The organism is Streptomyces sp. NPDC002265, from assembly GCF_040296125.1.
In the GTDB taxonomy this organism is placed as follows: domain Bacteria; phylum Actinomycetota; class Actinomycetes; order Streptomycetales; family Streptomycetaceae; genus Streptomyces.
This window is the reverse complement of sequence record NZ_JBEOWS010000108.1, coordinates 1-25,929: the sequence shown is the minus strand read 5'-3', so window position 1 is coordinate 25,929 and position 25,929 is coordinate 1. Positions and strand designations below refer to the sequence as shown.

The following is a 25,929-nucleotide window of genomic DNA, read 5'->3' as shown; positions in this document are numbered from 1 at the left end:
CGGACCGAAGGGGCCGGAGGGGCAGGCGGACCGGAGCGGCCGGGCACAGGCGGACCGGAGGCAGGCAGGCCGGAGCGGCCCAGGGCGGGCGGACCGAAGGGGCCGGAGGGGCAGGCGGACCGGAGCGGCCGGGCACAGGCGGACCGGAGGCAGGCAGGCCGGAGCGGCCCAGGGCGGGCGGACCCAGGGGCGGACGGACCGGAGGGCGACACCCGGCGGGGCTCGGAGGCGGCCCGGGGACAGGCAACCCGGAGGGGCCCGGGAGGCGCGCGGCCGAGGAACGGGCGGACCGAAGGCCGGAGGGCCGCGGGCCGGAGCGCGACACCCGGCGGGGCCCGGGGGCGGCCCGGAAGCGGGCGGCCCCCGGGCCTGTCAGGTCAGGAAGTCCCGTGCGATCGCCGCCGCGACCCGCTCCAGGATCGGTCCCGCCTCGGCGATGCAGGTCGCCACGTCCGGCTCGGCGTCCGTGAGCGGGTACGCCCGCCGGATCCCGGCCCGGCCGAGCGCCTCGGGCGGCAGCGCGAGCCGGCCGCACACGGCGACGACCTCCTTGCCCGCCGCGCGGGCGGCCGCCGCGACACCGGCCGGCGCCTTGCCGTGCAGGGTCTGCTCGTCCAGCGAACCCTCACCGGTGATCACCAGGTCGGCCCGCTCCAGCGCGGGCGCGAAGCCGAGGACGTCGAGCATCACCTCGATGCCGGGCCGGAAGCGCGCGCCGAGCAGCAGCGCGCCGTAGCCGACACCGCCCGCCGCCCCCGCCCCGGGCGCCACCGCGTGCTCGGCGGCACGCACGCCGACCGCAGCCTCCAGCACCTTCGCGTAGTGGGCCAGGGCGGCGTCGAGCGCCTCCACGTCGTCCGGCGAGGCCCCCTTCTGCGGACCGTAGACCGCGGGCGCGCCCTTCGGGCCGGTGAGCGGGTTGTCGACGTCGCTGGCGAGCACCAGCTCGACCGAGTCCAGCCGCGGGTCGAGACCCGACAGGTCCGCCCGCGCCAGGCCGTCCAGCCCACCGCCGCCGGGCGGCACCGGCTCGCCCTCCTCGTCCAGGAAGCGCGCTCCGAGCGCGGACAGCATCCCGGCGCCCCCGTCGGTGGTGGCGCTCCCGCCGACCCCGAACACGATCGTCCGCGCTCCCGCGTCCAGCGCGCCGCGCAGCAGTTCCCCGGAGCCGTACGTCGACGCCGTGAGCGGGGCGAGGACACCAGCGGGCAGTCGTTGCAGCCCGCTGGCCTCCGCCATCTCCACGACCGCGGTGTCGCCGCGCAGCGCGAACGCGGCCGTCACCTCCTGCCCGAGGGGGCCGGCGACCCGGATCTCCCGCCGCTCGAACCCGGCGGCGACCGCCGCGTCCACGGTGCCGTCGCCGCCGTCGGCCACCGGCAGTGCCTCGACCCGGAGGTCCGGCACGACCCGGCGCAGCCCGGCCGTCACCCGCTCGGCGACCTCCACGGCCGTCAGCGACCCCTTGAACTTGTCCGCGGCGACAAGCACCCGCCGGATGCTGTCCACGCCTGCGTCCGCCACGTCGAACTCCCCTTGCTCTCCGGGCCCGTGCACGTCGGGGCCAGTCGCGCCGTTGCGACCTTAACCGGAGCGCACGCCCGCCGTCATGCCCAGCCCGAACCCTGGGAATCTCCTGGCGGACCGCTGTGCCGGGCGCCGCGCGCGGCCGAGCGGCGGTCCCCGGAATCGGGTAGACCGAAGCCATGACCTCTGTGGGCAACGGGCCGCGGTTCGCCGACCGCGTCCTCGGCGGCTGGCTGGGCCGGATCGCGGGCAACATGCTCGGCAAGCCGGTCGAGCAGGGCGACCTGTGGACGCGGGACCGTATCGACGGCTATCTGCGGCGGGCCGACGCCCTGCCGCTCACCGACTACCTCCCCGAGCCGGCGAGCGAGGACGACGCGGCGCTGCTGCGTCCCGAGTGGCGCAGCTGTGTCCGCGGCCGGGTGGACGGCAGCTGCCGCGACGACGACGTCGACTACGCGATCCTCGGCCTCGACCTGCTGGAGACCCACGGCTTCGGCTTCACCACCGAGCAGGTCGGCGACCTCTGGCTGCTGCGGCTGCCGTACCACCAGACGTTCACCGCCGAGCGGGTCGCGTACCGCAACCTCGCGAACGGCCTCAAGCCGCCGCTCACGGCGACGTACGAGAACCCGTACCAGGAGTGGATCGGTGCGCTGATCCGTGCCGACATCCACGGCTGGACCTGCCCGGGTGCCCCGCAGCGCGCGGCCGCGCTGGCGCGCCGGGACGCGGTGCTGTCGCACACCGGCAACGGGGTGTATGGGGCGATGTGGGCCGCGGCCCTGATCGCGGCGGCGTTCACGGCGCCCACCGTGCGGCACGCCGTGGACACCGCGCTGACGGTGATCCCGGCGAGCAGCCGGCTGGCCCGTACCGTGCGCCGGGTCGCCTCGCTGCACGAGACCCGGCTGAGCTGGGAGGACACCCTCTCCACGCTGTCCGAGGAGACCGCGGGCCTCGGCTGGATCCACACCGTCCCGAACGCCGCCGTCCTGACCGCCGGGCTGCTGTACGGGGAGGGCGACTTCACCCGGACCATCGCGCTGACCGTGCGCGGCGGCCTGGACACCGACTCCAACGGCGCGACGGCGGGCTCGGTGGCCGGTGTGCTGACCGGGGCGGACGCCATCCCCGCCCGGTGGAAGGACCCGCTGCGCGACACGGTCCGCAGCGCGGTCTTCGGCTTCGACGGCGCCAGGATCACCGACCTCGCGGCCCGGACGGTCCGGCTGACCGAAGCGTCCCCGCCCGCCTGACCATCCACCGGGGGTACCTCATCATGTCCCCGTGATCCGCACGTCTTGATCCGATGACGCGGGACGGGCCTCCGGCCTAAGGTATGCCGGTGATCTTCAAGAGGAAGCGGAAGGCTTCGAACCTCGCCGCCATGGTGTCCGAGCTGGAGGAGGCCGTCGCCGCTCGTGACGGTGACCGCACCGGGCGCGCCTTCAGCGCCATGATCAACGGTGTGCAGTCGGCGTCGGACGCCGAACGCGTCCTGGCAGGGCCCCGGTTGGCGGCGCTGCTCCCCGCCTTCCCGCCCACCGGCCCGCGGCCGTTGCTGGCGACGGCGGCCGGCCTCTGCGTCGAGCGCGGGGCCGACCCGGCGGCCTGCGCCGAGCCGATCCTCGACGGCGTCCACCTGGACCTGCTCGACGCCCTGGAGTTCGCCCGCCGCTGGACCGCCGCCGGCGCAGCCGATGACGAACTTCCGGAGCCGGACGAGGAGATCATCGACGACGCGCTGCCGGCCCGCCTGGACTGCGACGAGTACAAGGCCACGCGGCTCGCGCTGGCCTGGTGTTCGGTCGAGAAGTGGCAGCCGCCCGCCCTGGCCGTGCTGTGCCGCAGTGTCGAGGTGCGCAGACGGCACTCGGCCGCGCTCCTCCCCGCCTGCCGCGACCTCGCGGCCCTGGAGCGGCATGATCTCAAGTGCCTGGCCCATGCGCTGGCGGTGCTGGACGACGAACCCCTCGTGGTGCTGCACAGGCCCACCGGGACCGGGTTCGAGGTGCGCATCGGCGGCATCGGGGACAACTTCCAGTTGCACACGCTGCTCGCCCACGTCCTCGTCGGCGGCGGTCACATACCCGGCGATGCGCCGTCGGCGGAGAGCGTCCGCCTGGCCACGGACCCGGAGCCGGCCGAGGGACGCACCCAGGTCGTCGCGACCGGAGCCTTCGAACTCCTCGCCCCGGACGGCGGACGGATCTGGAACGAGGGGCTGCCCGACGACATCCCCGTGGTGGAGGGACGCCGTCTGCTCGTGCTCGACGAGCCGATGTACCGGCGCAGTTGGAACGCCGACCGGTTCTTCCCGCATCTCCCGGGAACGGCCGAGCTGACCCGTGTCCTGCCCCCGGGCGAGACGCGGACCTGGTTCGCCCGCACGTCGCCCGGCGACGGGATCAGCCGGTCCTCCTGACCGGGTGGGGTCCGTGAACGCGGCCGGGCGACCCCTGTCGGGCCTCGCTCACAGACCCTCGACGGAAAAGGCGTCCTCGGGAAAGGCGTCCCCGCCCATCATCGCGGCGCCGAACCCGCCCAGGAGCTCGTCGACGTCCAGCTCGGTGGCGCCGGCCGGGGCCGTGGGCGTCGGGCCGTCGGTCATCCGCATCACCAGGCCCAGCTTCTTCACCTTCGCGTTCTCGGCCAGCTTGGCGAGGTCGACGGAGACCTCGGTCAGCTCGCCGTTCTTCAGGGTGAAGTCGGCCGCGACCTTGGCGTTCGGGGCGTCCTTGAGGTCCTTGTCCGTGGGCAGCTCCGTACCCATCGGCAAGTCCTTCGCGAACGGACGGATCGCGCCGAGGAGCTTGCTGATCAGCGTACGGAACGGAGCGGTGGCGATGACGTGCTCGGCACCGTCCTTGCCGTCGACGGTCCTGAAGTCGACCTCGCGGGCGATCGTCCCGCGCAGTGCCTCCAGCAACTGCTTCTGCGTCTCGGCATCGAGGGTGGGTTCCGGCGCGGGCTTCGCGCCCGGCTCCGCCCCCAGCTCGGCGGTGCTCTTCTGGATGTCCTTGGTGCTGATCTTCACCCACTCGCCCTGGAGCACCTTCTTGAGCCCGTTCGCCTCCGGCGGCAGGTCCTTCGCCGACGGTGCGGGAAAGCCCATCGCCTTGCCGAGGGCGTTCACGTCGGAGCGGATGTAGGTGTAGTCGCCGACGACCCGGTACTCGGTGAGGACGCCGTCCTTGTTGCTGATCTTCAGCGCCGTGCCGACGTAGTCCTTCTCCCCGGACTCCGCGATCGGCTTCTTCGACTGCACGGTGACACTGACCTTCGCGCCGCTGAACATCTCGGCGACGTCGTCGGGCATCTCCTCCCCGGGCTCCGGGTCCGACGAGGCGTCCAGCGCCTTCAGGCTCTGCGCGTCGGTGTCGAGATCGAACTCGAAGGAGATCGCCTTCTTTTCGGAGAGCTTCTCGAAGGCGTTGTCGAGCTTCTTCCCGGCGGAGAGCTGCTCCACGGTGCCGCAGGCGGCCGAACCTGCCAGGACGGCTCCGGCAACCGCGGTGGCAGTCAGGGTCTTGCGTATGGCGATGATGATCGTCTCCTCGTCAGCGCGATCACAACGTGATCGCCGAACGGAGACTCACGGCACCGCAAAAGGGTTGTACCGCTCGAAGGTCCATCCGGCTGCCCGGTCCGGGGCCTCAACCTCCGGACCGGGCAACCGGGATCACCGCTCCCGGCTCAGCCCGCCCAGCGGGGGTCGAGCGCGATGGTCTGGAGCCGGTCGAGGGTGAGCGGAGGCTCCGGCCGGGTGACGGCTCCGCCCTCGGTGGCGGCGTTGACCTCCTGGATGACGACCCGGCGGCCGTCGGGGTGGAGGGTGTCGACCACCCAGACCACGGCGGAACCGCCCTTCTCGGAAGCCCGCTTGACCCGCTTGAGCAGGGTGCCGTCGGCCAGGACCAGTGCCTGGCATTCGATGTACTCGCCCTCGCAGCCCATGTGCCCGCCGAGGACGTCGCCCATGTCGGGCTGGGCGTTCACGCCGATCATGCTCTTGCCGTGGCCGTCGTTCCAGACCAGTTGGGCGTAGCCGTCCTGGCTGAACTCGTCGGAGATCTTCCCGCCCTTGGGCAGCAGGGACTTCAGCACTTTGGCCATCCGGCGGGCGGGCAGCGTCTCCCCCGCGCCGGAGAACGTGGTGGACGAAACCGATTGGGCGGGCTTGCCGTTGACGGTCTGTGACCCGGCGGCGGAGGCCTGGGCTGCCGCGCCGAGTCCGAGGCCCAGCGCGAGGCCGGCGGTGATGGCTGCGATACGGCGGACGCGGCGGCGTCCGGACGTGTTGCCGTGCATGTGGGTGTTCCTCGTTCCGAGTCGGTGGGCACCGTCGCACGGGACTGCCGGACGCGCCTTGAGAATGCGCTCGGACATGGGTGTCCCCGGGGACGGGTGGGTGGTGTGGATGCCGCTGTGGTGAACCTGCCGGCCGGGTGGGGCCGTACTGCTCGGGGCGACACCAAGAGCATCGTCGGCGACGGCGGCGAGTGGCAACCGCCGATGTCCGATCCGCAACAGTGGAACCGTCTCAGGCCTGTTGACGTGCAGAGATATGGGTTGCCTGGGATGCCGTTCCGGAATGGAGCGGTCTGATACGAGCAGAGGTGGGCGCGGGTCGTGGCAGCAGCCGACGAGGAGGCGACGGGGTTCGCGGAGCTGCTGACGGGTCTGAAGGCCCGTACGGATCGCAGTTACGCGGATCTCGCCCGGTGCCTGGGCATGAACGTCTCCACGCTGTACCGCTATTGCTCGGGAGAGGCGGTGCCACGGGAGTTCGCCGTGGTGGAACGTTTCGCTGTGCTGTGCGGGGCCTCGTCCCGGGAGCGTGTGGAGTTGCACCGGCGGTGGATCCTCGCCGTCGCGGAGCGTCGGCGGTCCCGTACCCGGCCGGTACCGGGCGTGACACCCGCGCGCCCCGCACCACCGTCACCATCGCCGTCACTGTCCCCGTCGCCATCCCCATCGCCATCTCCATCGCCATCTCCATCGTCGGAAGCGGCGCCCGAAGCGACGGATGTGCGGTCTTCGCGTGCCCGGCGGCGACGGCGCCCGGCCGTGGTTTCCATGGTCCTGGGCGCCGTGTTCGGGCTGACCGCTGCGGGGCTGTCGGCGTTCCCCGGGTTCCCGGACCGGGGTTCGCCCGGCGGCGGGGCATCACCGCACCACGGCCCGTCGACGTCGCCCGCCGCGGTCCGGGTACGGCCGTCCGTCCAGGCCACCCCGTTCACCTGGACGGTGAACTCCCATGTGTGGGAGGACGACTGCGGCCACGACTACGTCATCGACAGGCCCCCGGGACAGGTCCCGCCGCCGCCGTCCGTCGAGGACGCCGAGGCGTGGGCGAACGCCCAGGACGCGGTGCACGGCGGGGAGGCGACCGTGCGGGTGGCGGTGCAGGGGCGTACCTCCTCGGCCGTCGTCCTGGAGGCACTGCACGTGCGGGTCGTACACCGCGCCGCACCGCCCGGCGGCGGGGCCTTCGACTACGACATGTCCGCGGGCTGCGGCGGAGGCATCACGCCCAGGTACTTCGAGGTGGGTCTCGACGCCCCCGATCCCGTTGCCCTGGCGATGCCCGGGAGCAGGGGGGACGTGACCGTGCCGGCACGGCGGTTCCCGTACCGGGTCTCCGTGCAGGACCCGGAGGTGCTGCGGGTCACGGCACGGACCGGGTACTGCGCCTGCGAGTGGTACCTCGACCTCGACTGGTCCTCGCAGGGACGCGTCGGCACGATACGGATCGACGACCACGGCCGCCCCTTCCGCACCGTCGCTGTCACGGGCCTGCCGCGCTACACGTACGCCGGTTCACCCCGGCACTGGATCCCGGAACCGCCCCGAACCGGCTCCTCGTGAACATGAGTCGTCGCTCTACTGGATCTGCCGGCGTCCGGGCCGAGACGCGACGTCAGCAGCAGCGTCGACGGGAAGCCGAAGAGGCGCTACGGCGCACGGAGGAGCTGGGCGCGCACGTCGCGTCGCTGCGAGGTCTGCCGGCGTCGCTCGAGAGGCGACGAGGCGCCTATGACGGGAACAGCCACGCCATCGCGGCAAGGCTCTTGTCGACGTACGTGCGGCGTTGCGTCCCGATGCCGTATGCCAGGTCCTCGAGCAGACTGCACCTGGCGTAGAACGCGGCGCGCTCGCCGAGAGCCGCGAGGTCGTCGGCGTCGGCGTCGGTTCGGTAGTTGCTGATGGCGGCGCGGAGAGCGGCAGAGCCGAGATCGCGGTACAGCAGCCCGAAGTCGCACGCCGGGTCGACGACCGCCGCGTCGCTCCAGTCGATGACGCCGGTCACCGTCCAGGCGACCGGGTCGACGAGGACGTGTTCGATCCCCAGATCGTTGTGGGAGAACACCGGGGTGTGTGCGTCGTGCGGTGGTGCGGCGGCCAAGAACGCCTCGACGGAACGGCGGTGCGCTGCCGGTACCTGACGGGCCACCGTCCCATAGTTCTCCATGGCCTCTCGCCGCCACTCGGCCGGCGGCTGGTGGTCCACGTCCACGAGATCGGCCAGCCGTTCGATCGGAACGGCGTGCAGCGCGGTGAGCAACTCGCCCAGCGTTGCTCCGATCGACGCGCCGTGGACCGATCGCCGGTGCCGCGACATGTCCAGCAGTGGCGCGCCGGGCAGTCTGCGGTAGGCCAGACATCCCTGCTCCGCGACCGTGAACGTCGGTACGGGGACCGGCAGCGGCGAGATGTCGGCGACGGCGGCAAGCACGCGGGCCTCGCGGCTCACCAGGGCGCTCCGCCGTACCGGATCGGGCTCCTTGCTGAAGCGCACGATCAGCTCACCGTTGACCTCGTACGCCCGGTTGTCCAGGCCCTCGCCGAGCGGCACGACGGACTCGACCCGCCAGTCGGGCATGTGCGCGACCACGACACCACACACGTCCGCGATGCGGCCGCGGCTGCGACTGGTCATGCGGGGACCGTACCAATCACGTCATCCCGGCGTCGGCACCTGCCGGTGGGGGTCTCTGCTGTTGCGCCGTCGGAGCATCCGGTTTGTCTCCGCCGCACTCTTCGAGACGCACGACGAATGGATCGCCTTACCCCGCCGCCATCTCCCCGCCATCTCCCCGAAAGAGATATGGGCGATATGTGTGATATCAACCGCAAACCCTCTTCTAGCTACCCCGCGCCACCCAACGCACCTAAATGCAACCGCCAGTCGATCCTCAACACCATGGCGAGCGACACTGCCTGGCGGGGCGCGTTCCCGACCCAGTGGCACTCGCTTCGGCATCCTCCCGCGCAGGTCATCGGGGCCATTTACCCAAAGATTACTGGGCAGTTGACCTCATGGTTTCGTGGTAGCGTCCCTGTTCAGAGGGACAGTGCAACCTGAAAGGGAAATCGTGAACACGGAGAAGATCGCCGCTCGCCGCCTCTCGCTGGAAGAGGTGACGAAGCTCGGTGTGAAGGACAGGCTCTTCATTTCCGCCGACACGGCAGAACTCAAGCTTCCTGGCTGTTATGTCCCTGCTTTTCTGACCAAGCCCGGTGAGAATTTCGAGGGCGGCTCGATCACGGCGAGGACCGTATTCCAGGAAGAGATCTCCTGCCTTCCCGACGACGAGAACGAAGCCGGAATCTACTTGGCCGACGAGAACGGCCCGGTGACCATCGAGGTCCTCCAGTCCGCCGGCGTCGTGCTGGACCTGGCACTTTTCGTCCCTGGCGGGGACAAGGGGGCCCTCACGGCCCTTTACGCCGCGGCCCGGCAGGCGTTCGGCGCCGACATCGTGCAGATCTGGCGCCAGGGCCTCAAGGAGGTTCCCGACGTCAAGGTCGACATCTTCGAGGAGCAGATTCCCCGGGGGCGCAAGGGGGGCGACAGTCCCAAGCGTGACCGTCGCGCGATCGACACCTACCCCACCCGTGCGGACTTCATCGAATTCTCCGCAGGCTGGAAGCCGGTCGTTGAGATTCACAGGCCGGTTGTCGACGACACCCCGACGATCTGAGGCGACGTCACCTCTCGGTCCCGGTTCGGGAGAACGCCGATAACGCATGCGCCGGACCCACAGGGCTTCGGCGCAGTCGGCGTTCGAGTACGGCATGGCCGAGATGCCGCTCCATGTGCCGAACGCTCCCGGCCCACACGGGCAGTTGCCTGCCGTCTACGACAGGCGTGCTCCGTCGGATCGCGCAACGGGGCGAAAATCGGTGGTCGCCCGAGCCGGCCGAGCCCACGCTGTACGCCATGGAAGAACCGCACCGCAGGATCCGCGCGCTCCACACGGCGTCCACGATCACCGTCTACCAGGCGTACCGCCCGGAGATCGGCGGACCCGCGGCCCGCAAGGGCCGTTTCCCCGCCGCGTGGAAGCCCGATCGCATGACGTGGATCAAACCCAGTTTCATGTGGATGATGTACCGCTCCGGCTGGGGTACGAAGGAAGGTCAGGAGACCGTCCTCGCCGTCGAGATCACCCGGGACGGCTTCGACTGGGCGCTGCGCCATGCCTGCCTGTCCCATTACGTTCGCGGACTGCACCCCGATCGCAACACCTGGCAGCGTGAACTCAAGCGGGCACCGGCCCGTGTCCAGTGGGATCCCGAACGCGATCTGCACCTGCGTGCCCTGCCGCACCGCTCGCTGCAACTGGGGCTCTCGGGTGAGGCGTCGTCGCGCTACGCGGACGAGTGGATCGTGTCCATCAGCGACATGACCCCGCTCGCCCACGAGATCCACGCACTCGTCAGGAACGGCGAACTGGACTCGGCCACCCGCCTGCTCCCCCAGGAGCAGGGGTACCCCGCCGGTGACGAACTGCTGGCCCACCTGCGTCCCTGACCGCCGATCCGGGCACAACCGCCGGGCCGACCGGTTGAGCGGGCGATCCGCCGCCGACGGGGACGACGAACGCGCAGTCTCGATGGCGCCGTAACGTACCTCGTCGAGGGGTGAGAGGACCGGAGTCCTTGCCGGATCCGTCGCACACGTCCTGACCGTCCTCAGGGAAGGAGACCGGCCGCATGGAGTTCGACTTTTCCGGCCGAGTGATCGAATGGCGCGGACCGTCGCCGTACTACTTCGTCCGTGTTCCGGACGAGGAGTCCGCCGACATCCGCGAGGTGGCCGCGATGGCCAGCTACGGCTGGGGCGTGATCCCGGTCGAGGCCCGGATCGGTGAGGTCGTCTTCCAGACGTCCCTCTTCCCCAGGGACGGCGGCTATCTGCTGCCGCTCAAGGTGGCCGTGCGCAAGCCGAGCGGCCTCTCGGCGGGAGACGACGTGACGGTGAGAATGACAGTCCACCTCGCCGAACCCCAACCCCGCTAGATTCACGGTCCCGGCACCCGTGGGCGATGTGGATCTCGCCAACCAGCACAGCAAGCCGGCTCGGACCTCACTCCGATATCCACTCGCTCGGAGCAGACAAGCGTCCTACTCTCGGGCCCATGAACAAGCCTCTCGTCGCCATCCTCAGTGGTGCCGGTGTCTCCACCGATTCCGGTATCCCCGACTACCGCGGACCCAACGGGCTGTGGCGACGGGATCCCGAGGCCGAGAAGCTTGTGACGTACGAGTACTACATGGGTGATCCGGAGATCCGGCGGCGGTCGTGGCAGATGCGGCGCGAGAACCGGGCGCTGCTGGCCGAGCCGAACGCGGCGCACCTCGCCGTCGCCGAACTGGAGCGGGCCGGGGTACCGGTACGGGTGATCACGCAGAACGTGGACGGGCTGCATCAGCTCGCCGGGCTGTCCGCCCGCAAGGTCGTCGAACTGCACGGCACCGCGCGGAAGTTCGTCTGTACGAAGTGTCATGCACGGGGGTCCATGGAGGACGCCCTGGCCCGCGTCGAGGCGGGTGAGGACGACCCGCCGTGCCTGGAGTGCGGTGGGATCCTCAAGTCGGCCACCGTGATGTTCGGCGAACGCCTCGACCCGGTCGTGCTCGGTGACGCGCTCGCCATCACCAAGGCCTGCCAGGTGTTCATCGCCGTCGGCACCAGCCTCCAGGTCCAGCCCGCCGCCGGGCTCGCGGGGGTCGCAGCGGACCACGGGGCACGGCTGGTCATCGTCAACGCCGAGCCGACGCCGTACGACGAGATCGCTGACGAGGTCGTACGGGAGCCGATCGGGACGGCGCTGCCCGCGCTGTTGCGCGGGCTCGCCGATGCGGACAGTCAGGCCTAGAACAGAGCTGTTCCGCGTTCGAAGTCCAGCAGGCGCTGTTTGCGGTCCAGGCCACCGCCGTAGCCGGTGAGGCTGCCGCTCGCGCCGATGACGCGGTGGCAGGGGACGATGATACCGATGGGGTTCTTGCCGTTCGCCAGGCCCACCGCGCGGGAGGCCTTGGGATTGCCGAGAGCGTCGGCCAGTTCGCCGTAGGTGCGGGTCTCCCCGTACGGGATGGCACGCAGCTGGTCCCAGACGGTCTGCTGGAACGACGTCCCGGACAGGCGCAGTTCGAGGGTGAACTCCTTCAACTCGCCGGAGAAGTAGGCCTCCAGCTGTTCCTCGGTTTCGCCGAAGGCGGTGGCGTCGTGCGTGCCGAAGGACTCCTCGGGCGGGCGGTGGCGCTGCTCGGTCAAGTAGAGGCCGCTCAGCACGCCGTCGTCGGCGACGAGCGTGAGGGGGCCGTACGGGCTGTCGATGACGGTGTGGTGCCGGACGGGGTTCATGGTGAATGTCCTTAAACGGGCAGGAAGTTGATCGGGTGGCTGTCCGTCGCCCAGAGGTACTGGACCGCGTAGGCCCGCCAGGGGCGCCAGGCCGCCGCGCGGGCGGTCAGCGCCGCCGAGGTCGAGGGCAGGCCCAGCTCCTGGGCGGCGCGGCGGATGCCGAGGTCGGTGGGGAGGAAGGCGTCGGGGTCGCCCAGGGCGCGCATGGCGATGACGTCGACCGTCCAGGGGCCGAAGCCGGGGAGGGCCAGCAGGCGCTCCCGGGTCTCCTGCCAGTCGCTGTCCATGCCCAGGTGGATCGACTTCTCGGCGAGTGCGGTGACGAGGGTGGTGAAGGTCGTACGGCGGGTGCGGGGCATCGCCAGCGTCTCGGGGTCGAGGCCGGCCAGCGCCTCGGGTGACGGGAACAGGTGGGTGAGGCCGCCTTCGGGGTCCTCGACCGGTTCGCCGTGCGCGACGACCAGGCGGGCCGCGTGGGTGCGGGCGGCGGCCGTGGAGACCTGCTGGCCGAGCACGGCCCGTACGGCGAACTCCGCCTCGTCGACGGTACGGGGGACCCGTCGCCCCGGGGCCTTGTCCACGAGGGGTGCGAGGACCGGGTCGGTGCGCAGATGGTCGTCGACCGCGACCGGGTCGGCGTCCAGGTCGAGCATGCGGCGGCAGCGGCTGATGGCCACGGGCAGGTCGCGCAGATCGCTGAGGGTGAGGCGGCAGGCGATGTGGTCGGGCCGCGGGGTCAGCCCCACGATGCCGTGCCCGTACGGCAGCCGCAGCGTGCGCCGGTAGGCGCCGTCCCGCCACTCCTCCACGCCCGGTACGGCCGTCGCCGCCAGGTGGCCGAAGAGGTTGTCGGGGTTGAGCGGGGCGCGGAACGGCAGGCGGAGGGTGAGGACACCGGGGGTCAGGGCGGCCGACGTCCTCGGACGGCGGGAGCGCAGTTCGCTCGGGGCGAGCGCGAAGACCTCGCGGACGGTGTCGTTGAAGGTGCGGATGGACGAGAAACCGGCGGCGAAGGCGATCTCCGCCATCGGCAGCGCGGTCGTCTCGATCAGCAGCCGGGCGGTCTGGGCGCGCTGCGCTCGGGCGAGGGCGAGCGGTCCGGCGCCCAGCTCGGCGAGCAGCTGGCGCTCGACCTGGCGGGGGCTGTAGCCGAGCCGCGCGGCCAGACCCGGTACGCCCTCGCGGTCCACGACCCCGTCGGCGATGAGCCGCATGGCGCGAGCGACCAGGTCGGCGCGCTGGTTCCACTGCGGGGATCCGGGGCTGGTGTCGGGGCGGCAGCGCTTGCACGCCCGGAAGCCGGCCTGCTGGCAGGCGGCCGCGCTCGGGAAGAACGTCATGTTCTCCGGCTTGGGCGGCACGGCCGGGCAGCTGGGCCGGCAGTAGATGCGGGTGGTCACGACGGCGGTGAAGAACCAGCCGTCGAAGCGCGCGTCCTTGGACTGGACGGCGCGCACGCAGCGTGCCCGGTCGGTGTGCATCCCGTTGTTCGGCATGTGTCCAGCATCCGGCACGGGACGGGCCGGGGCTGGCGGGAATCCGACATCGGCGTCGGCTGTGCAGGACGTCCGCGGATCGCCGGCAGGTGCCGGCCGGTCAGCCCGCTCCCTCCTGACGGGAGAGCAGCGCCCAGATCACGAACAGGTCGATCGCGATCATGGTGATCGGCCAGAAGACCGCGTACGGCAGGAACAGGAACTGGGCGACGAGGCTGAGCGCGGCGAAGCAGATTCCCGCGATCCTGGCCCAGGCCATCCCCTTGAGCAGGCCCCCGCCGGTGACGGCCAGCAGCACTCCGATGATCAGGTGGATCCAGCCCCAGCCGGTGAGGTCCATCGCGTAGATGTAGGCGCCGGTGCGGACGAAGACATCGTCCCGGGCGATCGCCGAGATGCCCTGGAGGGCCGACAGCACACCGCTGCACAGCATCAGGACCCCGGCGAAGGTGACACCGCCGCTGACCCAGCTGTCCCGCTCCCGCGAGGCGGCGGTGCCGTCCGGCGGGCGGTTCCACGGGGTGCCGATGTCGTCGGGCCGGGCGCCGCCGGGACCGCGGGCCTGGCCTGCGCCCGGGTCGCCGGTGGGGTGGGCTGCGTCCTGGCTCATGCGGTCGTCCTTTCGGGTCCCCCCTGATGCGGTCCCCCGTCGAGCGGGGCTCCTCCGTCGGCCGGCGGTCCCCCGTCGGCAGGTGCCCGCCCCGCGTCGGTCTCGTCCAGGAAGTCGACGACGCACAGCGCGAAGAGCAGGGCGAGGGCGAGGCCGATCACGACCCAGCCGGTCGGGTACGACCACAGGACGTACGCCAGGACCGCCGCGGCGACCAGGATCCAGGTGATCCAGGTGCGGTAGCGGTGCACGAACGGCCCGACCGGCCCCGTACGCATTCCCGCCCGGTCGGCGGTGGTGCGGGCCGCGCCGATGCCGGAGTGCCACAGCTGCCGTACGAGTCCGGCGTGGCGCTGGGGTCCGGTCAGCCAGGCGGCTACGGCGATCACCACGCAGGCGGCGACCACCGCACGGACCGAGGTGTGCAGGAAGCGGGTGAGCACGTCGTACACGGATGCCGCGGCGGGCTGCGAGACATCGCTCGGCAGGTGGTCCAGGTACACGAACCGGAAGACGCTCAGCGCGATGCCCAGCAGGAGCGTGGCGAAGGCGAAGCAGAGGGCCGCGACGATCAGGGTGCGGCGGCGGTGGGTGGCGAGCAGGACGCCCGCCACGGCCAGCAGCACCGCGAGGACGGGCAGCCAGTCACCGGCGATCTGGAGCAGCCGGAAGTACGTCTTGACCTTGCCGATGTCCTTGGACTGGACGACGGTGATGTTCGTGTGGATCTCGGGGATGTTCCCCGCGACCGTCATGCCCGAGTCGACGAGGCGGGTCTTGACCTGGTCCACGACCGGGGCGAGGTCGATGGTGACCGCGTCGTTCTCCAGCTTCACCGCGCCGCCGCCGCTGCCCGTCAGCGCCTTGTCCAGACTGCTGTGGACCCTGCGGTTGGCCTCGGTCCAGATCCGGGCGAAGACGTCGGAGGCGGCGACCGCCTTCGCCTTGTCGTGCACGAAGCTGCCGACCGCGCCCTCCAGGGAGTTGCCCAGTTTGCCCAGGGCCTTCTCCAGCAGGGGCCGCTGGTCCGGAGCCGCCCCTTGCAGCAGTGCGGGCAGGTCGAGGTGCTTCATCACGGCGTCGGTGACCCGGTCGGCCACGGCGTTCTGGATGTCGGGGTCGGAGGCGAGCGGGGCGACCGTCTGCACATAGCGGTCCGTGTCGCCGACGATGCTGGAGGTCCAGGCGGCGAGCACGCCGAGCGGGGCGAGCAGACAGCCGAGGACGACGAGCACGGTGGCGACGAACGCGCGCACCGGGTGGTGCTCCGGGCGCGGGGCGGATCGCCCAGCCTCCAGCGCCGCGATCCGCGTGCGCAGCTTCTCCAGTTCGGCGTGGGAGACGTCCGGGCCGGGTCCGCCCCGGTCGGAGCCACCCCGGCCGGGCCCACCGGGGTCGGGTCCGCCCCGGTCGGACGGGTCCGGGCCGGAGGCGGGGCTGTCCGGCATGGCGGCCTCCCTCATCCATCGGTACTGCCGGCGCGGTGGCACTGGTGCCACGGCACTTGTCCGGTGGATGTCAGGAGATCCCGCCCGTGCGGCGGCGGCGAACGCTGCGGGCCGTCCGGGTGAACGGGCCCGCCGGGGCGTGGAGCAGGTGGCGGGGGCGGGGCTCACATGTTGATCATGTGGCCGGCCAGGCCGTGCACCGCCTCCTTGACCGCCTCTCCGAGGGTCGGGTGGGCGTGCACGTTGCGGGCGACCTCGTGGACGGTGAGGTCCCACTGCTGGGCCAGGGTCAGCTCGGGCAGCAGCTCGGTCACGTCGGGGCCGATCAGGTGACCGCCGAGCAGCTCGCCGTGCTTCGCGTCGCTGATCAGCTTCACGAAGCCGGTGGTGTCGCCGAGGCCGTGCGACTTGCCGTTCGCGGTGAAGGGGAACTTCGCCACCTTCACGTCGTGGCCCAGTTCCCGGGCCTGCGCCTCGGTGTAGCCGAAGCTGGCGATCTGCGGCTGGCAGTAGGTGGCCCGCGGGATCATCACGTAGTCCAGTTCCATCGTCTCCGCGTCCGCTAGCGTCTCGGCGGCGATCACGCCCATCGCCTCGGCGGCGTGCGCGAGCATCAGCTTGGCGGTGACGTCGCCGATGGCGTAGATGTGCGGCACGGAGGTACGGCAGCGGCCGTCCACGTCGATGGCGCCCCGCTCGGTGACGCGCACCCCGGTGTTCTCCAGGCCGTAGCCGGTGACATTGGGCGCGAAGCCGATCGCCTGGAGGACCTTGTCGGCCTCCAGGACCTGCTGGGTGCCGTCCTTGCCGGTGACCGTGACCCGGACCTGCGGGCCCGACTCGTCGATGGACTCGACCCGGGTCGAGGTGAGCACGCCGATGCCCAGCTTGCGGTACTGCTTGGCGAGTTCGGCCGAGACCTCGACGTCCTCCAGGGGCGCGACACGGTCCAGGAACTCGACGACCGTCACCTTGACGCCGTAGTTGTGCAGGACGTAGGCGAACTCGATGCCGATGGCCCCGGCGCCCGCGATGACGATCGACTGCGGCAGGTCCTCGGCGAGGATCTGCTCCTCGTAGGTGACCACCCGGGACGTGCGGCGGGTGCCGGGGAGCAGCCGGGGCGTGGCGCCGGTGGCGATGATGCAGTGGTCGAAGCCGATCGTGCGGACCTCTCCGTCGTACCCGGCGACCTGGATGGTGTGCGGGTCGAGGAAGGTGCCGCGGCCGTCGAGCTCGGTGATCTTGTTCTTCTTCATCAGGTAGTGCACGCCCTTGACCCGGCCGTCCGCGACCCGGCGGCTGCGCCGGAACGCCTCGCCGTAGTCGAAGGAGACCTCGCCGTCGACCTTGATGCCGAAGGTCTTGGCCTCGCGGGTGAAGATGTGCGCGAGTTCGGCGTTGCGCAGCAGGGCCTTGGTGGGGATGCAGCCCACGTTGAGGCAGACGCCGCCCCAGTACTTCTCCTCGACGACGGCGACGCGCTTGCCCAGCTGGGCGGCGCGCACCGCTGCGACATAGCCGCCGGGGCCCGCGCCGAGGACCACGACGTCGAAGCGATCGTCCTGCTCGACCATGAGGAATTCCTTTTCGGTCTCTTGGGTCTTTTCGTACTGCCCGTCGTACCGTCGCCGGAACGGCACGCCGGCCGGAGCGGGCGGTGAGGTCTGCCCCTGCGCCTCACGGATTGTTTCGTCCCGGCCACGTTCCCGCCACACGGTCCGGCGGCGCGCCGCGTGAGCGATTCGGTTCGAGCCTGCCGGCGAAGGGCCGGGGGACGGTCAGTAGACGTCGCGGACGTAGCGCTTGTCGGCGGCGAGTTGCTTGACGTAGGCCGCCGCCTCGGCCTCGCCGAGTCCGCCGTGGACGGCGGCGATGTCCCGCAGGGCCCGGTCGACGTCCTTAGCCATGCGCGAGGCGTCGCCGCAGACGTAGAAGCGAGCGCCGTCCTGGAGCCAGGACCACAGCTGGGGGCCGTGCTCGCGCATCCGGTCCTGCACATAGACCTTGGCACGCTGGTCGCGGGAGAAGGCGGTGTCCAGGCGGGTGAGGGTGCCGTCGGCCCGGAAGGCGGCCAGCTCCTCCTCGTAGTAGAAGTCGGTGGCGCGGTGCTGCTCGCCGAAGAAGAGCCAGTTGGGGGCCCGGTGACCGACCGCGCGGCGCTCCTCCAGGAAGCCGATGAAGGGCGCGACACCGGTGCCGGGGCCGATCATCACGGCGGGTGTGCCGGAGTCGGCGGGCGGGCGGAAGTGCGGTGCGCGCTGGACGTGGACCGGCACCGGGGTGCCGGGCTCGGCGTCGGCGAGGAACGGGGAGCAGACGCCGTGGCGGGGGCGGCCGTGCAGGTTCTCGTACCGGACGACGGAGACCGTCAGGGAGACCAGGTGCGGGTCGGTGAGCGGGCTGGAGGAGATGGAGTACAGGCGCGGTTGCAGCCGGCCGAGGACCGCGGCCCACTCCTGGGCTCCGGCCCGTACGCCGAACTCGGCGACCACGTCGACGGCTTGCCTGCCCCAGGACCACTTCGCCAGCTCGCCCTTGTTGTCCGGGCGTAGCAGCCGCCTCAACTCCCGCGGGTCGCGGGCGCGTTCGGCGACGAAACGGAGCAGGTCCGGGGTGATGCGGGTGATGTCCAGATGCCGCAGCAGGGCCTCGCCGAAGGGCGTCTCGCCCAGTCCGTCGAGGTGCACGGCCGGGTCCGCGGCGGACGCGCCGAGCGTGCCGTCCCGTCCGGGCACGGCACCGTCCAGACCGGTGACGGTCAGCCACTCCCGCACCAGGGCAGGGGAGTTGAGCGGGCGGACCCCGAGGGCGTCGCCCGTCTCGTAGACGAGCGGGGTCTCGCTGTCGCGGGTGTCGAAGGTGAAGCGGCGCACCTCCTTGTCCGAACCCGGGCGGCTCAGCAGGCGGTTGCCGGTGAGGCGGGCGGTGACCGGGGCGGGCCGCCGGGAACGGGAGGCGACCGCGGCGGGGGACACGGGGACGGCGGAGGCGGCGGAGGCCGGGGCAGGGGGTGCGGGGGCCGGGTGTGCGGAGGCGAGGGCGGCGAGCACCTGGTCCAGCCAGGCCTCGGCGCTGCTCTCGAAGTCCGGTTCGCAGTCCGTGCGCGGGGCGAGACGCAGCGCGCCCAGCTCGTCCATCCGCAGGTCGAGCCGTCGACCGTGCCCGCAGAAGTCGTCGTACGAGGAGTCCCCGAAGGCGAGCACGGCGTAGCGGCGCCCCTCCAGACGCCCGGCGTCGGGGGCGGTGAGGCTGTCCCAGAAGCCGGTGCCGTTGTCGGGGGCGTCGCCGTCGCCGAACGTGCTCGTGATCAGCAGGAGGTCGGCGCCGGAGGGCAGTGCGCCGGGGTCGGTCTCGTCCATGGCGACGAGGGACGCGCTGTGGCCGTCCGCGGTGAGCCGGTCCGCGGTGGCGGCGGCGAAGTCCTCGGCGTTGCCGGTCTGCGAGGCCCACAGGATCAGCACCTCGCGGGCCGGGGCCGACGGGGCCGGGAGCTCCGGCGGGGCGGCGGCCGCGATCCGCGAGTACATGCCGGCGAGGGTGCCGTTGACCCACAGGGCGTGCTCGGGGGTGAAGGGCGCGTCCGGCGGGAGCACCGGGACGCCGGGCGTGCCGGAGGGGATACCGGCGAGGAAGCCGGTGAGGTACAGGCGCTCGCGCTCGGACAGCACCGGCGGCGGTGCCGGGGCGAGACCGAAGGGGGCCGCGGACGCGGCCACGGCGAGGGCGCCGGAGGCGGTGCCGGCCGGGCCCGCGGCGGTGGCGCCGGGAGCCGGGGTGCCGACCGCCGCACTCCCGGCGGTCGCCGCGGTGGCCGGGCGCTGCACCGTGACGGGAGTGGACACCCGGGTGAGGGACACCGCGCACACCTTGAACTCGGGCTGGAAGGAGAGCGGGTCGACGGCGTCGCTCGTCACGGCGTTGACGCTCAGGTACTCCCCGAACAGGTCGTTCCAGTGGAACGGCGCGAAGCACGCCCCCGGGAGCACCCGGTCGGTGACCACCGCGGGCAGTACCGCACGGCCGCGCCGCGAGGCGACCTCCACCGAGTCGCCGTCGGCGATGCCCAGTGCGGCCGCGTCCCCGGGATGCACCTCCACGAACGGTCCGGGGTCGAGCTTGTTCAGCTTGGCCACCTTCGCCGTCTTGGTCAGCGTGTGCCACTGGTGCTGGAGCCGACCGGTGTTGAGGAGATACGGGTAATCGTCGTCGGGCAGTTCGGCGGGCGGAAGGTGCGGGCGGGCGTGGAAGACGGCGCGGCCGCTCGCGGTGGGGAAGGTGAGCGTGCCGTCCTCGTTCACGTAGCGCACGGGGTTGCGGTCGGGGCCGTCGGCGGTGGCGGCGGGCCACTGCACGGGGGTGGAGCGCAGCCGCTTGTAGCTCACTCCGCGCAGGTCGTAGCCGGTAGCCGGGTTCCAGGCCCGCTTGATCTCCTCGAAGATCTGCTCGGCGTCGGTGTAGGAGAACGCGTCCTCGTAGCCCATCGCGCGGGCCACGGCCGCGATGATCCGCCAGTCGGCCGTCGCCTCGCCCGGCGGGTCGGCGGCGGGCTGGGCGAGGGTGAGGTTGCGCTCGCTGTTGATCAGGACGCCCTCGGTCTCGGTCCACAGGGCGCCGGGCAGGACGACGTCGGCGTACGCGTTCGTCTCGGTGTCGGTGAAGACGTCCTGGGTGACGACGAACTCGGCGGCCTCCAGTCCCTCGATGACCGTCCTGCGGTTGGCGACGGAGGCGACCGGGTTGGTGCAGATGATCCAGCAGGCCTTGATCTCGCCGTCGGCCATCTTCCGGAACATCTCGACCGTGCCCTTGCCGACGCCGTCCGCCCGGATCGTGCCCGGCGGCAGCTCCCACAGCTCCTCGGCGAAGGCGCGGTCGGCGTCGACCAGGACGGACCGCTGGCCCGGGAGTCCGGGGCCCATGTAGCCCATCTCCCGGCCGCCCATGGCGTTGGGCTGGCCGGTCAGGGAGAACGGGCCGCTGCCCGGACGGCAGATCGCGCCGGTCGCCAGGTGCAGGTTGACCAGGGCGTTGGTGTTCCAGGTGCCGTGTGTGGACTGGTTGAGGCCCATCGTCCAGCAACTGGTCCACTCCCCCGCCTCGCCGATCAGCCGGGCGGCCTCGCGCAGGTCGTCCTCCGCGACGCCGGTGAGCTCGGCCACGGTGGCCGGCGGATAGTCGGCGAGGAACTCGGGCATCGCCTCCCAGCCCTCGGTGTACGCGGCGACGAACGCGGGGTCGGTGTGGCCGTCCGCGTGCAGCAGGTGCAGCAGGCCGTTCAGCAGGGCCAGGTCCGTACCCGGCTTGACCTGGAGGAACAGGTCGGCCTTGGCGGCGGTCGCGGTGCGTCGCGGGTCCACGACGATGAGCTTGGCGCCCGACTTCACCCGGTCCATCATGCGCAGGAAGAGGATGGGGTGGCAGTCGGCCATGTTCGAGCCGATGACGAGGAAGACGTCCGCCAGGTCGAGGTCCCGGTAGGAGCCGGGCGGGCCGTCCGCGCCGAGCGAGAGTTTGTAGCCGGTGCCCGCGCTGGCCATGCACAGCCGGGAGTTGGACTCGATCTGGTTGGTCCGCAGATACCCCTTGGCCAGCTTGTTCGCCAGGTACTGGGCCTCCAGGCTCATCTGCCCGGAGACATAGAGGGCGACCGCGTCGGGCCCGTGCTCGTCGACGATCGCCCGCAGCCGCCGCGCGGTCTCGGCTATCGCCGCGTCCACGGGGGCGGGCTCCGGTTCCTGCCCGCGGTCCGACCGCACCAGGGCCGTGGTCAGCCGCCCGGGGGCGGACAGCAGGTCGGCCGTGGTGGCGCCCTTGGTGCACAGCCGGCCGAAGTTCGCGGGGTGCTCCTTGTCGCCGGACGCCTTCAGGACCGTACGGCGGCCGTCCGGGCCGCGGCCGACGTCGAGGACCATGCCGCAGCCGACACCGCAGTACGAGCAGACCGTCCGCACCTTCGACGTGCTTGCGTTCTGCGAGTCCGGCGCGGTCACGGGCGCCCCCTCTCCGATGATCGGCCCGGTTTCGACCTTCCGTGACCGTACGAAGGGCGGATTACACGCACGTCTCGTGGGCTGATCACCGGGGGTTAATCCCGGCGCACACGCGGGCGGCGGCCGATGTGAGCGGGCGGCGGGCCGACCCGTCGGCCGGGCTGCCCCCAGGCCAGCGCCCCTGAGTCGAGGCGGGCGGCCGCCAGGCGCCTCTCAGTCGAGGCCGGCGGCCGCCAGGTGCCGGCGGCGCGCACGGTCTCCACCGCGATCCGGGCGCCGTCGTCCATCGGCCAGCCGTAGATGCCGGTGGACACCGCCGGGAACGCGACGGTACGGGCCCCGAGGTCGTCGGCCACCCGCAGTGACTCCCGGTAGCAGGAGGCCAGCAGCGCCGAGCGGTCCTCGTCGGCCGACCAGACCGGGCCGACGGTGTGGATCACCCAGCGGGCGTCCAGTTCGCCCGCGGTGGTGGCGACCGCCCGGCCGGTGGGCAGGCCCTTGCCGTACCGGGAGGCGCGCAGCCGTCGGCAGTCCTCCAGGATCGCGGGGCCGCCCCGGCGGTGGATGGCGCCGTCGACACCACCGCCGCCGAGCAGCGAGGAGTTCGCGGCGTTGACGACGGCGTCGACGGACTGCCGGGTGATGTCGCCCCGGACGAGCGTGATCGTGGTCATGCCCGTCTCTATACCAGCTCGGCCGCCGGACCCGGCCGCGCACACGGGCGCGCCGGGAAAGGCCGCCCGGTCAGGGCTGTTGCCGCAGCCTGCGCCAGACGGCCTTCGCCGCGTTGTGTCCGGACATGCCGTGCACGCCGGGCCCCGGCGGGGTGGCCTGGGAGCAGATGAACACGGCCGGGTGCGGGGTGTTGTAGGGGTGCAGCGACAGTTTCGGCCGCAGCATGATCTGGAGTCCGGAAGCGGCGCCGGTGGCGATGTCGCCGCCCACGTAGTTGGCGTTGCGGGCGGCGAGTTCGCGCGGACCGGCGACGGCACGGGCCAGGACACGGTCGCGGAAGCCCGGCGCGAAGCGCTCCAGTTGGCGTTCCATGGCGTCCGTGAGGTCGCCGGTCCAGCCGTTGGGCACATGACCGTAGGCCCAGAAGACCTGCTTGCCCTCCGGGGCCCGGCCGGGGTCCACGACGCCGGGCTGCACCGTGATCAGGAACGGTCTCTCCGGTGCGCGGCCCTCCCGGGAGGCCGCGCGCAGCGCCGCGCCGATCTCCGCGCTGCTCGCACCGATCTGTACGGTGCCGGCGACCCGCGCCTGGGGGGCGGTCCACGGCACCGGTCCGTCCAGCGCGTAGTCGATCTTGAAGGCGCTGGGCCCGTACCGGTATCCCTCGTAGGTGCGGCCGAGGCCCGCGATACGGGCCAGCGCGGTGGGCGAGGTGTCGAAGACGTACGCGCGGGCGGGCGGCAGGTCGTCGAGCCGCTTGACCTCGTAGTCGGTGTGCAGGGTGCCGCCGAGGTCTTGCAGGTAGGCGGCGAGGGCGTCGGAGACGGACTGGGAGCCGCCGCGGGCCACGGGCCAGCCGCGGGCGTGGGCGGCGAGGGCGAAGACCAGGCCGACGGCGCTGGTGGCCACCCCGTCCAGCGGGGCCATGACATGCGCGACGAGGCCCGCGAACAGGGTCTTGGCCCGGTCGTCGTGGAAGCGGCGGGTCAGCCAGGTGGACGGCGGCAGGCCGGCGAGTCCGAAGCGGGCCAGGGTGACCGGGTCGCGGGGCAGCGCGGACAGTGGCAGGGCCATGAAGTCGCGGACGAGGCCGTCCCAGCGGGGCAGGAACGGCTCGACGAGTCTGCGGTACGCACCCGCGTCACGCGGCCCGAAGGAGGCGGCGGTCTCGGCGACCGAGCGGGACAGCACGGCGGCGGTGCCGTCGGTGAAGGGGTGCGCCATGGGCAGCTCGGCGTGGAGCCATTCCAGGCCGTAGCGTTCGAGCGGCATCGCCCGGAAGGCCGGGGAGTTGATGCCGAGCGGGTGCGCAGCCGAGCAGGGGTCGTGCCGGAAGCCGGGAAGGGTGAGCTCTTCCGTGCGGGCTCCGCCGCCCACGGTGTCACGTGCTTCGAAGAGGGCCACGGAGAAGCCGCGGCGGGCCAGCTCCACGGCAGCGGTCAGCCCGTTCGGCCCCGCACCCACCACGACCGCATCGAGCATCGACGGCACCTTCGGACTCCTTCGTCAGCCGACGGCCACTGGGCATCAGGATATGCCGGGGGGCTGACAGCGTTCACGGCGCGGGTGGGATCGACGGCGTGACGCGGCGGGTGCGGCGCCGACATCGGACCGGACCCGGGCGGACCGCGGTCCGGACACCGGCAGCGGCACCGGGATCGGACACCTGGGTCAAACGCGTGCGTCAGACACATGGCCGGACACGAAGGCCGGACACGCAGGTCGCACACGTTGGTCGGACACCCGGGGCGGGCTCCCGTGCGATCCCCGTCGGCAGGACCGGTCAGGCTTCGCCCGTCAGGAGCCCGCGCACCCGTCGGGCCGTGGCCGCGTCCCGCGCCGCCGTGAACGGCAGGGTGTTGCCGCCGGTGACCCGGAACGGCTCGCCGGTGAGGGTCAGGTGGGCGCCGCCCGCCTCCTCGACCAGCAGCAGGCCGGCCGCGTGATCCCACGCGGCTTCCCAGGAGAAGGCAGTCGCATCCAACTCGCCGCGGGCCACGGCGAGATACTCCAGTCCCGCCGATCCGCAGGGGCGCGGTGCGACCCCGTCCGTCCACAGGCCCAGCAGGGCGCGCTTCTGCGCGTCCGTGGTGTAGTCCGGGTGGGAGGTGGCGATCTCCAGGTCGCGGCCGGGTGCGGGCGGGCCGGCGAACAGCCGCTCGCCGTTCAGGAAGGCACCGCCGCCCCTTACGGCCGTGGCCAGTTGGCCGCGGACGGGCGCGTAGGTCCAGGAGGCGAGCAGGGTGCCGCGGTGCACTAGCGCGACCAGGGTGCAGAAGCCGTCGTCGCCGTGGACGAACTGCCGGGTGCCGTCGACCGGGTCGACGATCCAGACCAGCGCGTCGCCCTGTATCGCCTCGTACGTCGCGGGGTCGGCGTCGACCGCCTCCTCGCCGACCACGACGGAGCCGGGCAGCAGGGCGGCGAGTTCCTTCGTCAGGTAGCGCTCGGCGTTGCGGTCGGCGTCCGTGACCAGATCGTGGGGACCGCTCTTCTGGTCGATGTCGTTCGCGCCGAGCCTGCGGAAGCGCGGCATGATCTCGGCCGCGGCCGCTTCGCGGATCGCCTGTTCGACGTCGACGGAGCGGCGGGCGAGAAACTCGTCGATGGTTTCCGTGTCTTGAATCATGCCTCCATAAGACCACGTACCACTGACAATCCCCTCCGGTTCGGTGTACGGCGGGTGGAATCACCATGAATACCCGGTTCCGCTTCCCGGTGCCGGCCCCGCGGAACCGTCCGTCTCAGCGCCCGACCGCGTACCCCTGCATACCCCGGGGGTTGGCCGCCGCCGACAGGATCCCGGTCTGCGGGTCCCGGGCGACCGCGCACAGCCGGCCCTCGGACCAGGCGTCGGCGACGGTCACGTCATGACCGCGCCGCCGCAGTCCCTCGACCACCTCGGCCTGCATCCGGGACTCGACGGTGACGCTGCCCGGCCGCATCCCGCGCGGGTAGAAGGAGCCGGGGAAGGCGTCGTTGTGCCAGTTCGGGGCGTCGATCGCGCCCTGGAGGTCGAGACCGCCGCGCACCCGCCCGCGCAGCGCGACGGCGAGGAAGAAGTGCAGCTGCCACTGGTCCTGCTGGTCCCCGCCGGGCGTACCGAACGCCATGACCGGGACCCCGTCCCGCAGGGCGAGCGACGGCGTGAGCGTGGTGCGGGGGCGGCGGCCCGGGGTGAGGGAGTTGGGCAGCCCCTCCTCCAGCCAGGTCATCTGGAGCCGGGTGCCGAGCGGGAAGCCCAGCTCGGGGACGACCGGGTTGGACTGGAGCCAGCCGCCGCTGGGCGTGGCGGCGACCATGTTGCCCCAGCGGTCGACCACGTCGAGGTGGCAGGTGTCGCCCCGGGTGGCGCCGTCCGCAGCCACCTCCGGCTCCCCCGGCGCCGAGGTCGCCGCCGCCCCGGCGACCGTCGGCTCGCCCGCGCCACCGTCAGCAGGACGGCCGCCGCCACGTACTGGCGTACCGCGACGACACCGACGGGGCCCAGCACGGGGAAGGCGAGGGAACCGACGGCGGC

At 72.1% G+C, this 25,929-nt stretch carries 20 protein-coding genes and 2 pseudogenes; 8 read left to right on the top strand and 14 right to left on the bottom strand.

Annotated features, from left to right (window positions below):
• Positions 1-372: 372 nt before the first annotated feature.
• The gene (locus tag ABT085_RS20320; protein WP_351609449.1) at positions 373-1,509 is read right to left on the bottom strand and encodes a glycerate kinase; all 1,137 of its coding nucleotides are present in this window, start codon (positions 1,507-1,509) and stop codon (positions 373-375) included.
• 197 nt (positions 1,510-1,706) lie between these two features.
• Here ABT085_RS20320 and ABT085_RS20315 point away from each other — a divergent pair, with 197 nt between their 5' ends.
• Positions 1,707-2,786 (top strand): ADP-ribosylglycohydrolase family protein, encoded by a 1,080-nt coding sequence (locus ABT085_RS20315; RefSeq protein ID WP_351609439.1) that lies wholly within the window; start codon positions 1,707-1,709, stop codon positions 2,784-2,786.
• Positions 2,787-2,869: 83 nt separating this feature from the next.
• A complete protein-coding gene (locus ABT085_RS20310) occupies positions 2,870-3,955 on the top strand; it encodes a hypothetical protein (protein ID WP_351609436.1) in 1,086 nt (361 codons plus the stop codon).
• A gap of 48 nt (positions 3,956-4,003) precedes the next feature.
• Here the strand turns inward: ABT085_RS20310 and ABT085_RS20305 are convergent, their stop codons facing one another.
• Together ABT085_RS20305 and ABT085_RS20300 are read right to left on the bottom strand one after the other, a co-directional pair.
• Positions 4,004-4,999 carry a hypothetical protein gene (locus ABT085_RS20305; protein ID WP_351609433.1) on the bottom strand — a complete coding sequence of 332 codons (996 nt, stop codon included), beginning with the start codon at positions 4,997-4,999 and terminating at the stop codon, positions 4,004-4,006.
• A 227-nt stretch (positions 5,000-5,226) separates the two neighbouring features.
• Positions 5,227-5,841: a hypothetical protein gene (locus tag ABT085_RS20300; protein WP_351609430.1), complete on the bottom strand. Its 615-nt coding sequence runs from the start codon at positions 5,839-5,841 to the stop codon at positions 5,227-5,229.
• Positions 5,842-6,162: 321 nt separating this feature from the next.
• Between ABT085_RS20300 and ABT085_RS20295 the strand changes: the two are divergent.
• Positions 6,163-6,366: pseudogene (locus ABT085_RS20295) on the top strand (helix-turn-helix domain-containing protein); the annotation flags it as partial.
• Between the two features lie 234 nt (positions 6,367-6,600).
• Positions 6,601-7,401, top strand: coding sequence for a hypothetical protein (locus tag ABT085_RS20290; RefSeq protein ID WP_351609452.1), 801 nt, complete (start codon positions 6,601-6,603; stop codon positions 7,399-7,401).
• Positions 7,402-7,567: 166 nt separating this feature from the next.
• Here ABT085_RS20290 and ABT085_RS20285 read toward each other — a convergent pair whose 3' ends face one another.
• Positions 7,568-8,473, bottom strand: coding sequence for a phosphotransferase family protein (locus ABT085_RS20285; protein ID WP_351609427.1), 906 nt, complete (start codon positions 8,471-8,473; stop codon positions 7,568-7,570).
• A gap of 436 nt (positions 8,474-8,909) precedes the next feature.
• Here ABT085_RS20285 and ABT085_RS20280 point away from each other — a divergent pair, with 436 nt between their 5' ends.
• The 4 genes from ABT085_RS20280 (at position 8,910) to ABT085_RS20265 (ending at position 11,699) form a co-directional block, all read left to right on the top strand.
• The gene (locus tag ABT085_RS20280; RefSeq protein WP_351609424.1) at positions 8,910-9,518 is read left to right on the top strand and encodes a hypothetical protein; all 609 of its coding nucleotides are present in this window, start codon (positions 8,910-8,912) and stop codon (positions 9,516-9,518) included.
• Between the two features lie 239 nt (positions 9,519-9,757).
• Positions 9,758-10,351: a DUF4291 domain-containing protein gene (locus ABT085_RS20275; protein WP_351609421.1), complete on the top strand. Its 594-nt coding sequence runs from the start codon at positions 9,758-9,760 to the stop codon at positions 10,349-10,351.
• Positions 10,352-10,533: 182 nt separating this feature from the next.
• A complete protein-coding gene (locus tag ABT085_RS20270; protein ID WP_351609418.1) occupies positions 10,534-10,839 on the top strand; it encodes a DUF1905 domain-containing protein in 306 nt (101 codons plus the stop codon).
• Positions 10,840-10,958: 119 nt separating this feature from the next.
• Complete coding sequence (locus ABT085_RS20265; RefSeq protein WP_351609415.1) at positions 10,959-11,699, top strand: SIR2 family NAD-dependent protein deacylase; 741 nt, start codon at positions 10,959-10,961, stop codon at positions 11,697-11,699.
• Here the strand turns inward: ABT085_RS20265 and ABT085_RS20260 are convergent.
• The 10 genes and pseudogenes from ABT085_RS20260 to ABT085_RS20215 form a co-directional block, all read right to left on the bottom strand.
• Positions 11,696-12,187: a methylated-DNA--[protein]-cysteine S-methyltransferase gene (locus ABT085_RS20260; protein WP_351609412.1), complete on the bottom strand. Its 492-nt coding sequence runs from the start codon at positions 12,185-12,187 to the stop codon at positions 11,696-11,698. The two genes, ABT085_RS20265 and ABT085_RS20260, sit on opposite strands and share 4 nt — an antisense overlap.
• A gap of 11 nt (positions 12,188-12,198) precedes the next feature.
• Positions 12,199-13,668, bottom strand: coding sequence for an AlkA N-terminal domain-containing protein (locus ABT085_RS20255; protein ID WP_351609442.1), 1,470 nt, complete (start codon positions 13,666-13,668; stop codon positions 12,199-12,201).
• A 115-nt stretch (positions 13,669-13,783) separates the two neighbouring features.
• Positions 13,784-14,293, bottom strand: coding sequence for a DUF7144 family membrane protein (locus tag ABT085_RS20250; RefSeq protein ID WP_351609409.1), 510 nt, complete (start codon positions 14,291-14,293; stop codon positions 13,784-13,786).
• A complete protein-coding gene (locus ABT085_RS20245) occupies positions 14,290-15,741 on the bottom strand; it encodes a hypothetical protein (protein WP_351609405.1) in 1,452 nt (483 codons plus the stop codon). The genes ABT085_RS20250 and ABT085_RS20245 overlap by 4 nt, the downstream gene beginning before the upstream one ends.
• 164 nt (positions 15,742-15,905) lie before the next feature.
• Positions 15,906-17,318 (bottom strand): dihydrolipoyl dehydrogenase, encoded by a 1,413-nt coding sequence (gene lpdA / locus ABT085_RS20240; protein ID WP_351609401.1) that lies wholly within the window; start codon positions 17,316-17,318, stop codon positions 15,906-15,908.
• A gap of 204 nt (positions 17,319-17,522) precedes the next feature.
• Positions 17,523-21,656 (bottom strand): bifunctional nitrate reductase/sulfite reductase flavoprotein subunit alpha, encoded by a 4,134-nt coding sequence (locus tag ABT085_RS20235; protein ID WP_502982766.1) that lies wholly within the window; start codon positions 21,654-21,656, stop codon positions 17,523-17,525.
• Between the two features lie 314 nt (positions 21,657-21,970).
• Positions 21,971-22,408: pseudogene (locus ABT085_RS20230) on the bottom strand (O-acetyl-ADP-ribose deacetylase); the annotation flags it as partial.
• Positions 22,409-22,478: 70 nt separating this feature from the next.
• Positions 22,479-23,891 (bottom strand): phytoene desaturase family protein, encoded by a 1,413-nt coding sequence (locus tag ABT085_RS20225; RefSeq protein WP_351609391.1) that lies wholly within the window; start codon positions 23,889-23,891, stop codon positions 22,479-22,481.
• 301 nt (positions 23,892-24,192) lie between these two features.
• Positions 24,193-25,038: an inositol monophosphatase family protein gene (locus tag ABT085_RS20220; protein WP_351609388.1), complete on the bottom strand. Its 846-nt coding sequence runs from the start codon at positions 25,036-25,038 to the stop codon at positions 24,193-24,195.
• Between the two features lie 115 nt (positions 25,039-25,153).
• Positions 25,154-25,929, bottom strand: a 776-nt coding sequence (locus ABT085_RS20215) for a gamma-glutamyltransferase (RefSeq protein WP_502982765.1), incomplete at its 5' end; no start/stop codon positions are given.

What these genes read in the sequence shown, in the direction of transcription:
- ABT085_RS20315 (WP_351609439.1), top strand. Translation starts at nt 1,707, where the DNA reads ATGACCTCTGTGGGCAACGGGCCGCGGTTCGCCGACCGCGTCCTCGGC.
- ABT085_RS20310 (WP_351609436.1), top strand. Translation starts at nt 2,870, where the DNA reads ATGCCGGTGATCTTCAAGAGGAAGCGGAAGGCTTCGAACCTCGCCGCC.
- ABT085_RS20300 (WP_351609430.1), bottom strand. Translation starts at nt 5,841, where the DNA reads ATGCACGGCAACACGTCCGGACGCCGCCGCGTCCGCCGTATCGCAGCC.
- ABT085_RS20285 (WP_351609427.1), bottom strand. Translation starts at nt 8,473, where the DNA reads ATGACCAGTCGCAGCCGCGGCCGCATCGCGGACGTGTGTGGTGTCGTG.
- ABT085_RS20275 (WP_351609421.1), top strand. Translation starts at nt 9,758, where the DNA reads ATGGAAGAACCGCACCGCAGGATCCGCGCGCTCCACACGGCGTCCACG.
- ABT085_RS20270 (WP_351609418.1), top strand. Translation starts at nt 10,534, where the DNA reads ATGGAGTTCGACTTTTCCGGCCGAGTGATCGAATGGCGCGGACCGTCG.
- ABT085_RS20265 (WP_351609415.1), top strand. Translation starts at nt 10,959, where the DNA reads ATGAACAAGCCTCTCGTCGCCATCCTCAGTGGTGCCGGTGTCTCCACC.
- ABT085_RS20260 (WP_351609412.1), bottom strand. Translation starts at nt 12,187, where the DNA reads ATGAACCCCGTCCGGCACCACACCGTCATCGACAGCCCGTACGGCCCC.
- ABT085_RS20255 (WP_351609442.1), bottom strand. Translation starts at nt 13,668, where the DNA reads ATGCACACCGACCGGGCACGCTGCGTGCGCGCCGTCCAGTCCAAGGAC.
- ABT085_RS20250 (WP_351609409.1), bottom strand. Translation starts at nt 14,293, where the DNA reads ATGAGCCAGGACGCAGCCCACCCCACCGGCGACCCGGGCGCAGGCCAG.
- ABT085_RS20245 (WP_351609405.1), bottom strand. Translation starts at nt 15,741, where the DNA reads ATGCCGGACAGCCCCGCCTCCGGCCCGGACCCGTCCGACCGGGGCGGA.
- lpdA (WP_351609401.1), bottom strand. Translation starts at nt 17,318, where the DNA reads ATGGTCGAGCAGGACGATCGCTTCGACGTCGTGGTCCTCGGCGCGGGC.
- ABT085_RS20235 (WP_502982766.1), bottom strand. Translation starts at nt 21,656, where the DNA reads ATGGTCCTCGACGTCGGCCGCGGCCCGGACGGCCGCCGTACGGTCCTG.
- ABT085_RS20225 (WP_351609391.1), bottom strand. Translation starts at nt 23,891, where the DNA reads ATGCTCGATGCGGTCGTGGTGGGTGCGGGGCCGAACGGGCTGACCGCT.
- ABT085_RS20220 (WP_351609388.1), bottom strand. Translation starts at nt 25,038, where the DNA reads ATGATTCAAGACACGGAAACCATCGACGAGTTTCTCGCCCGCCGCTCC.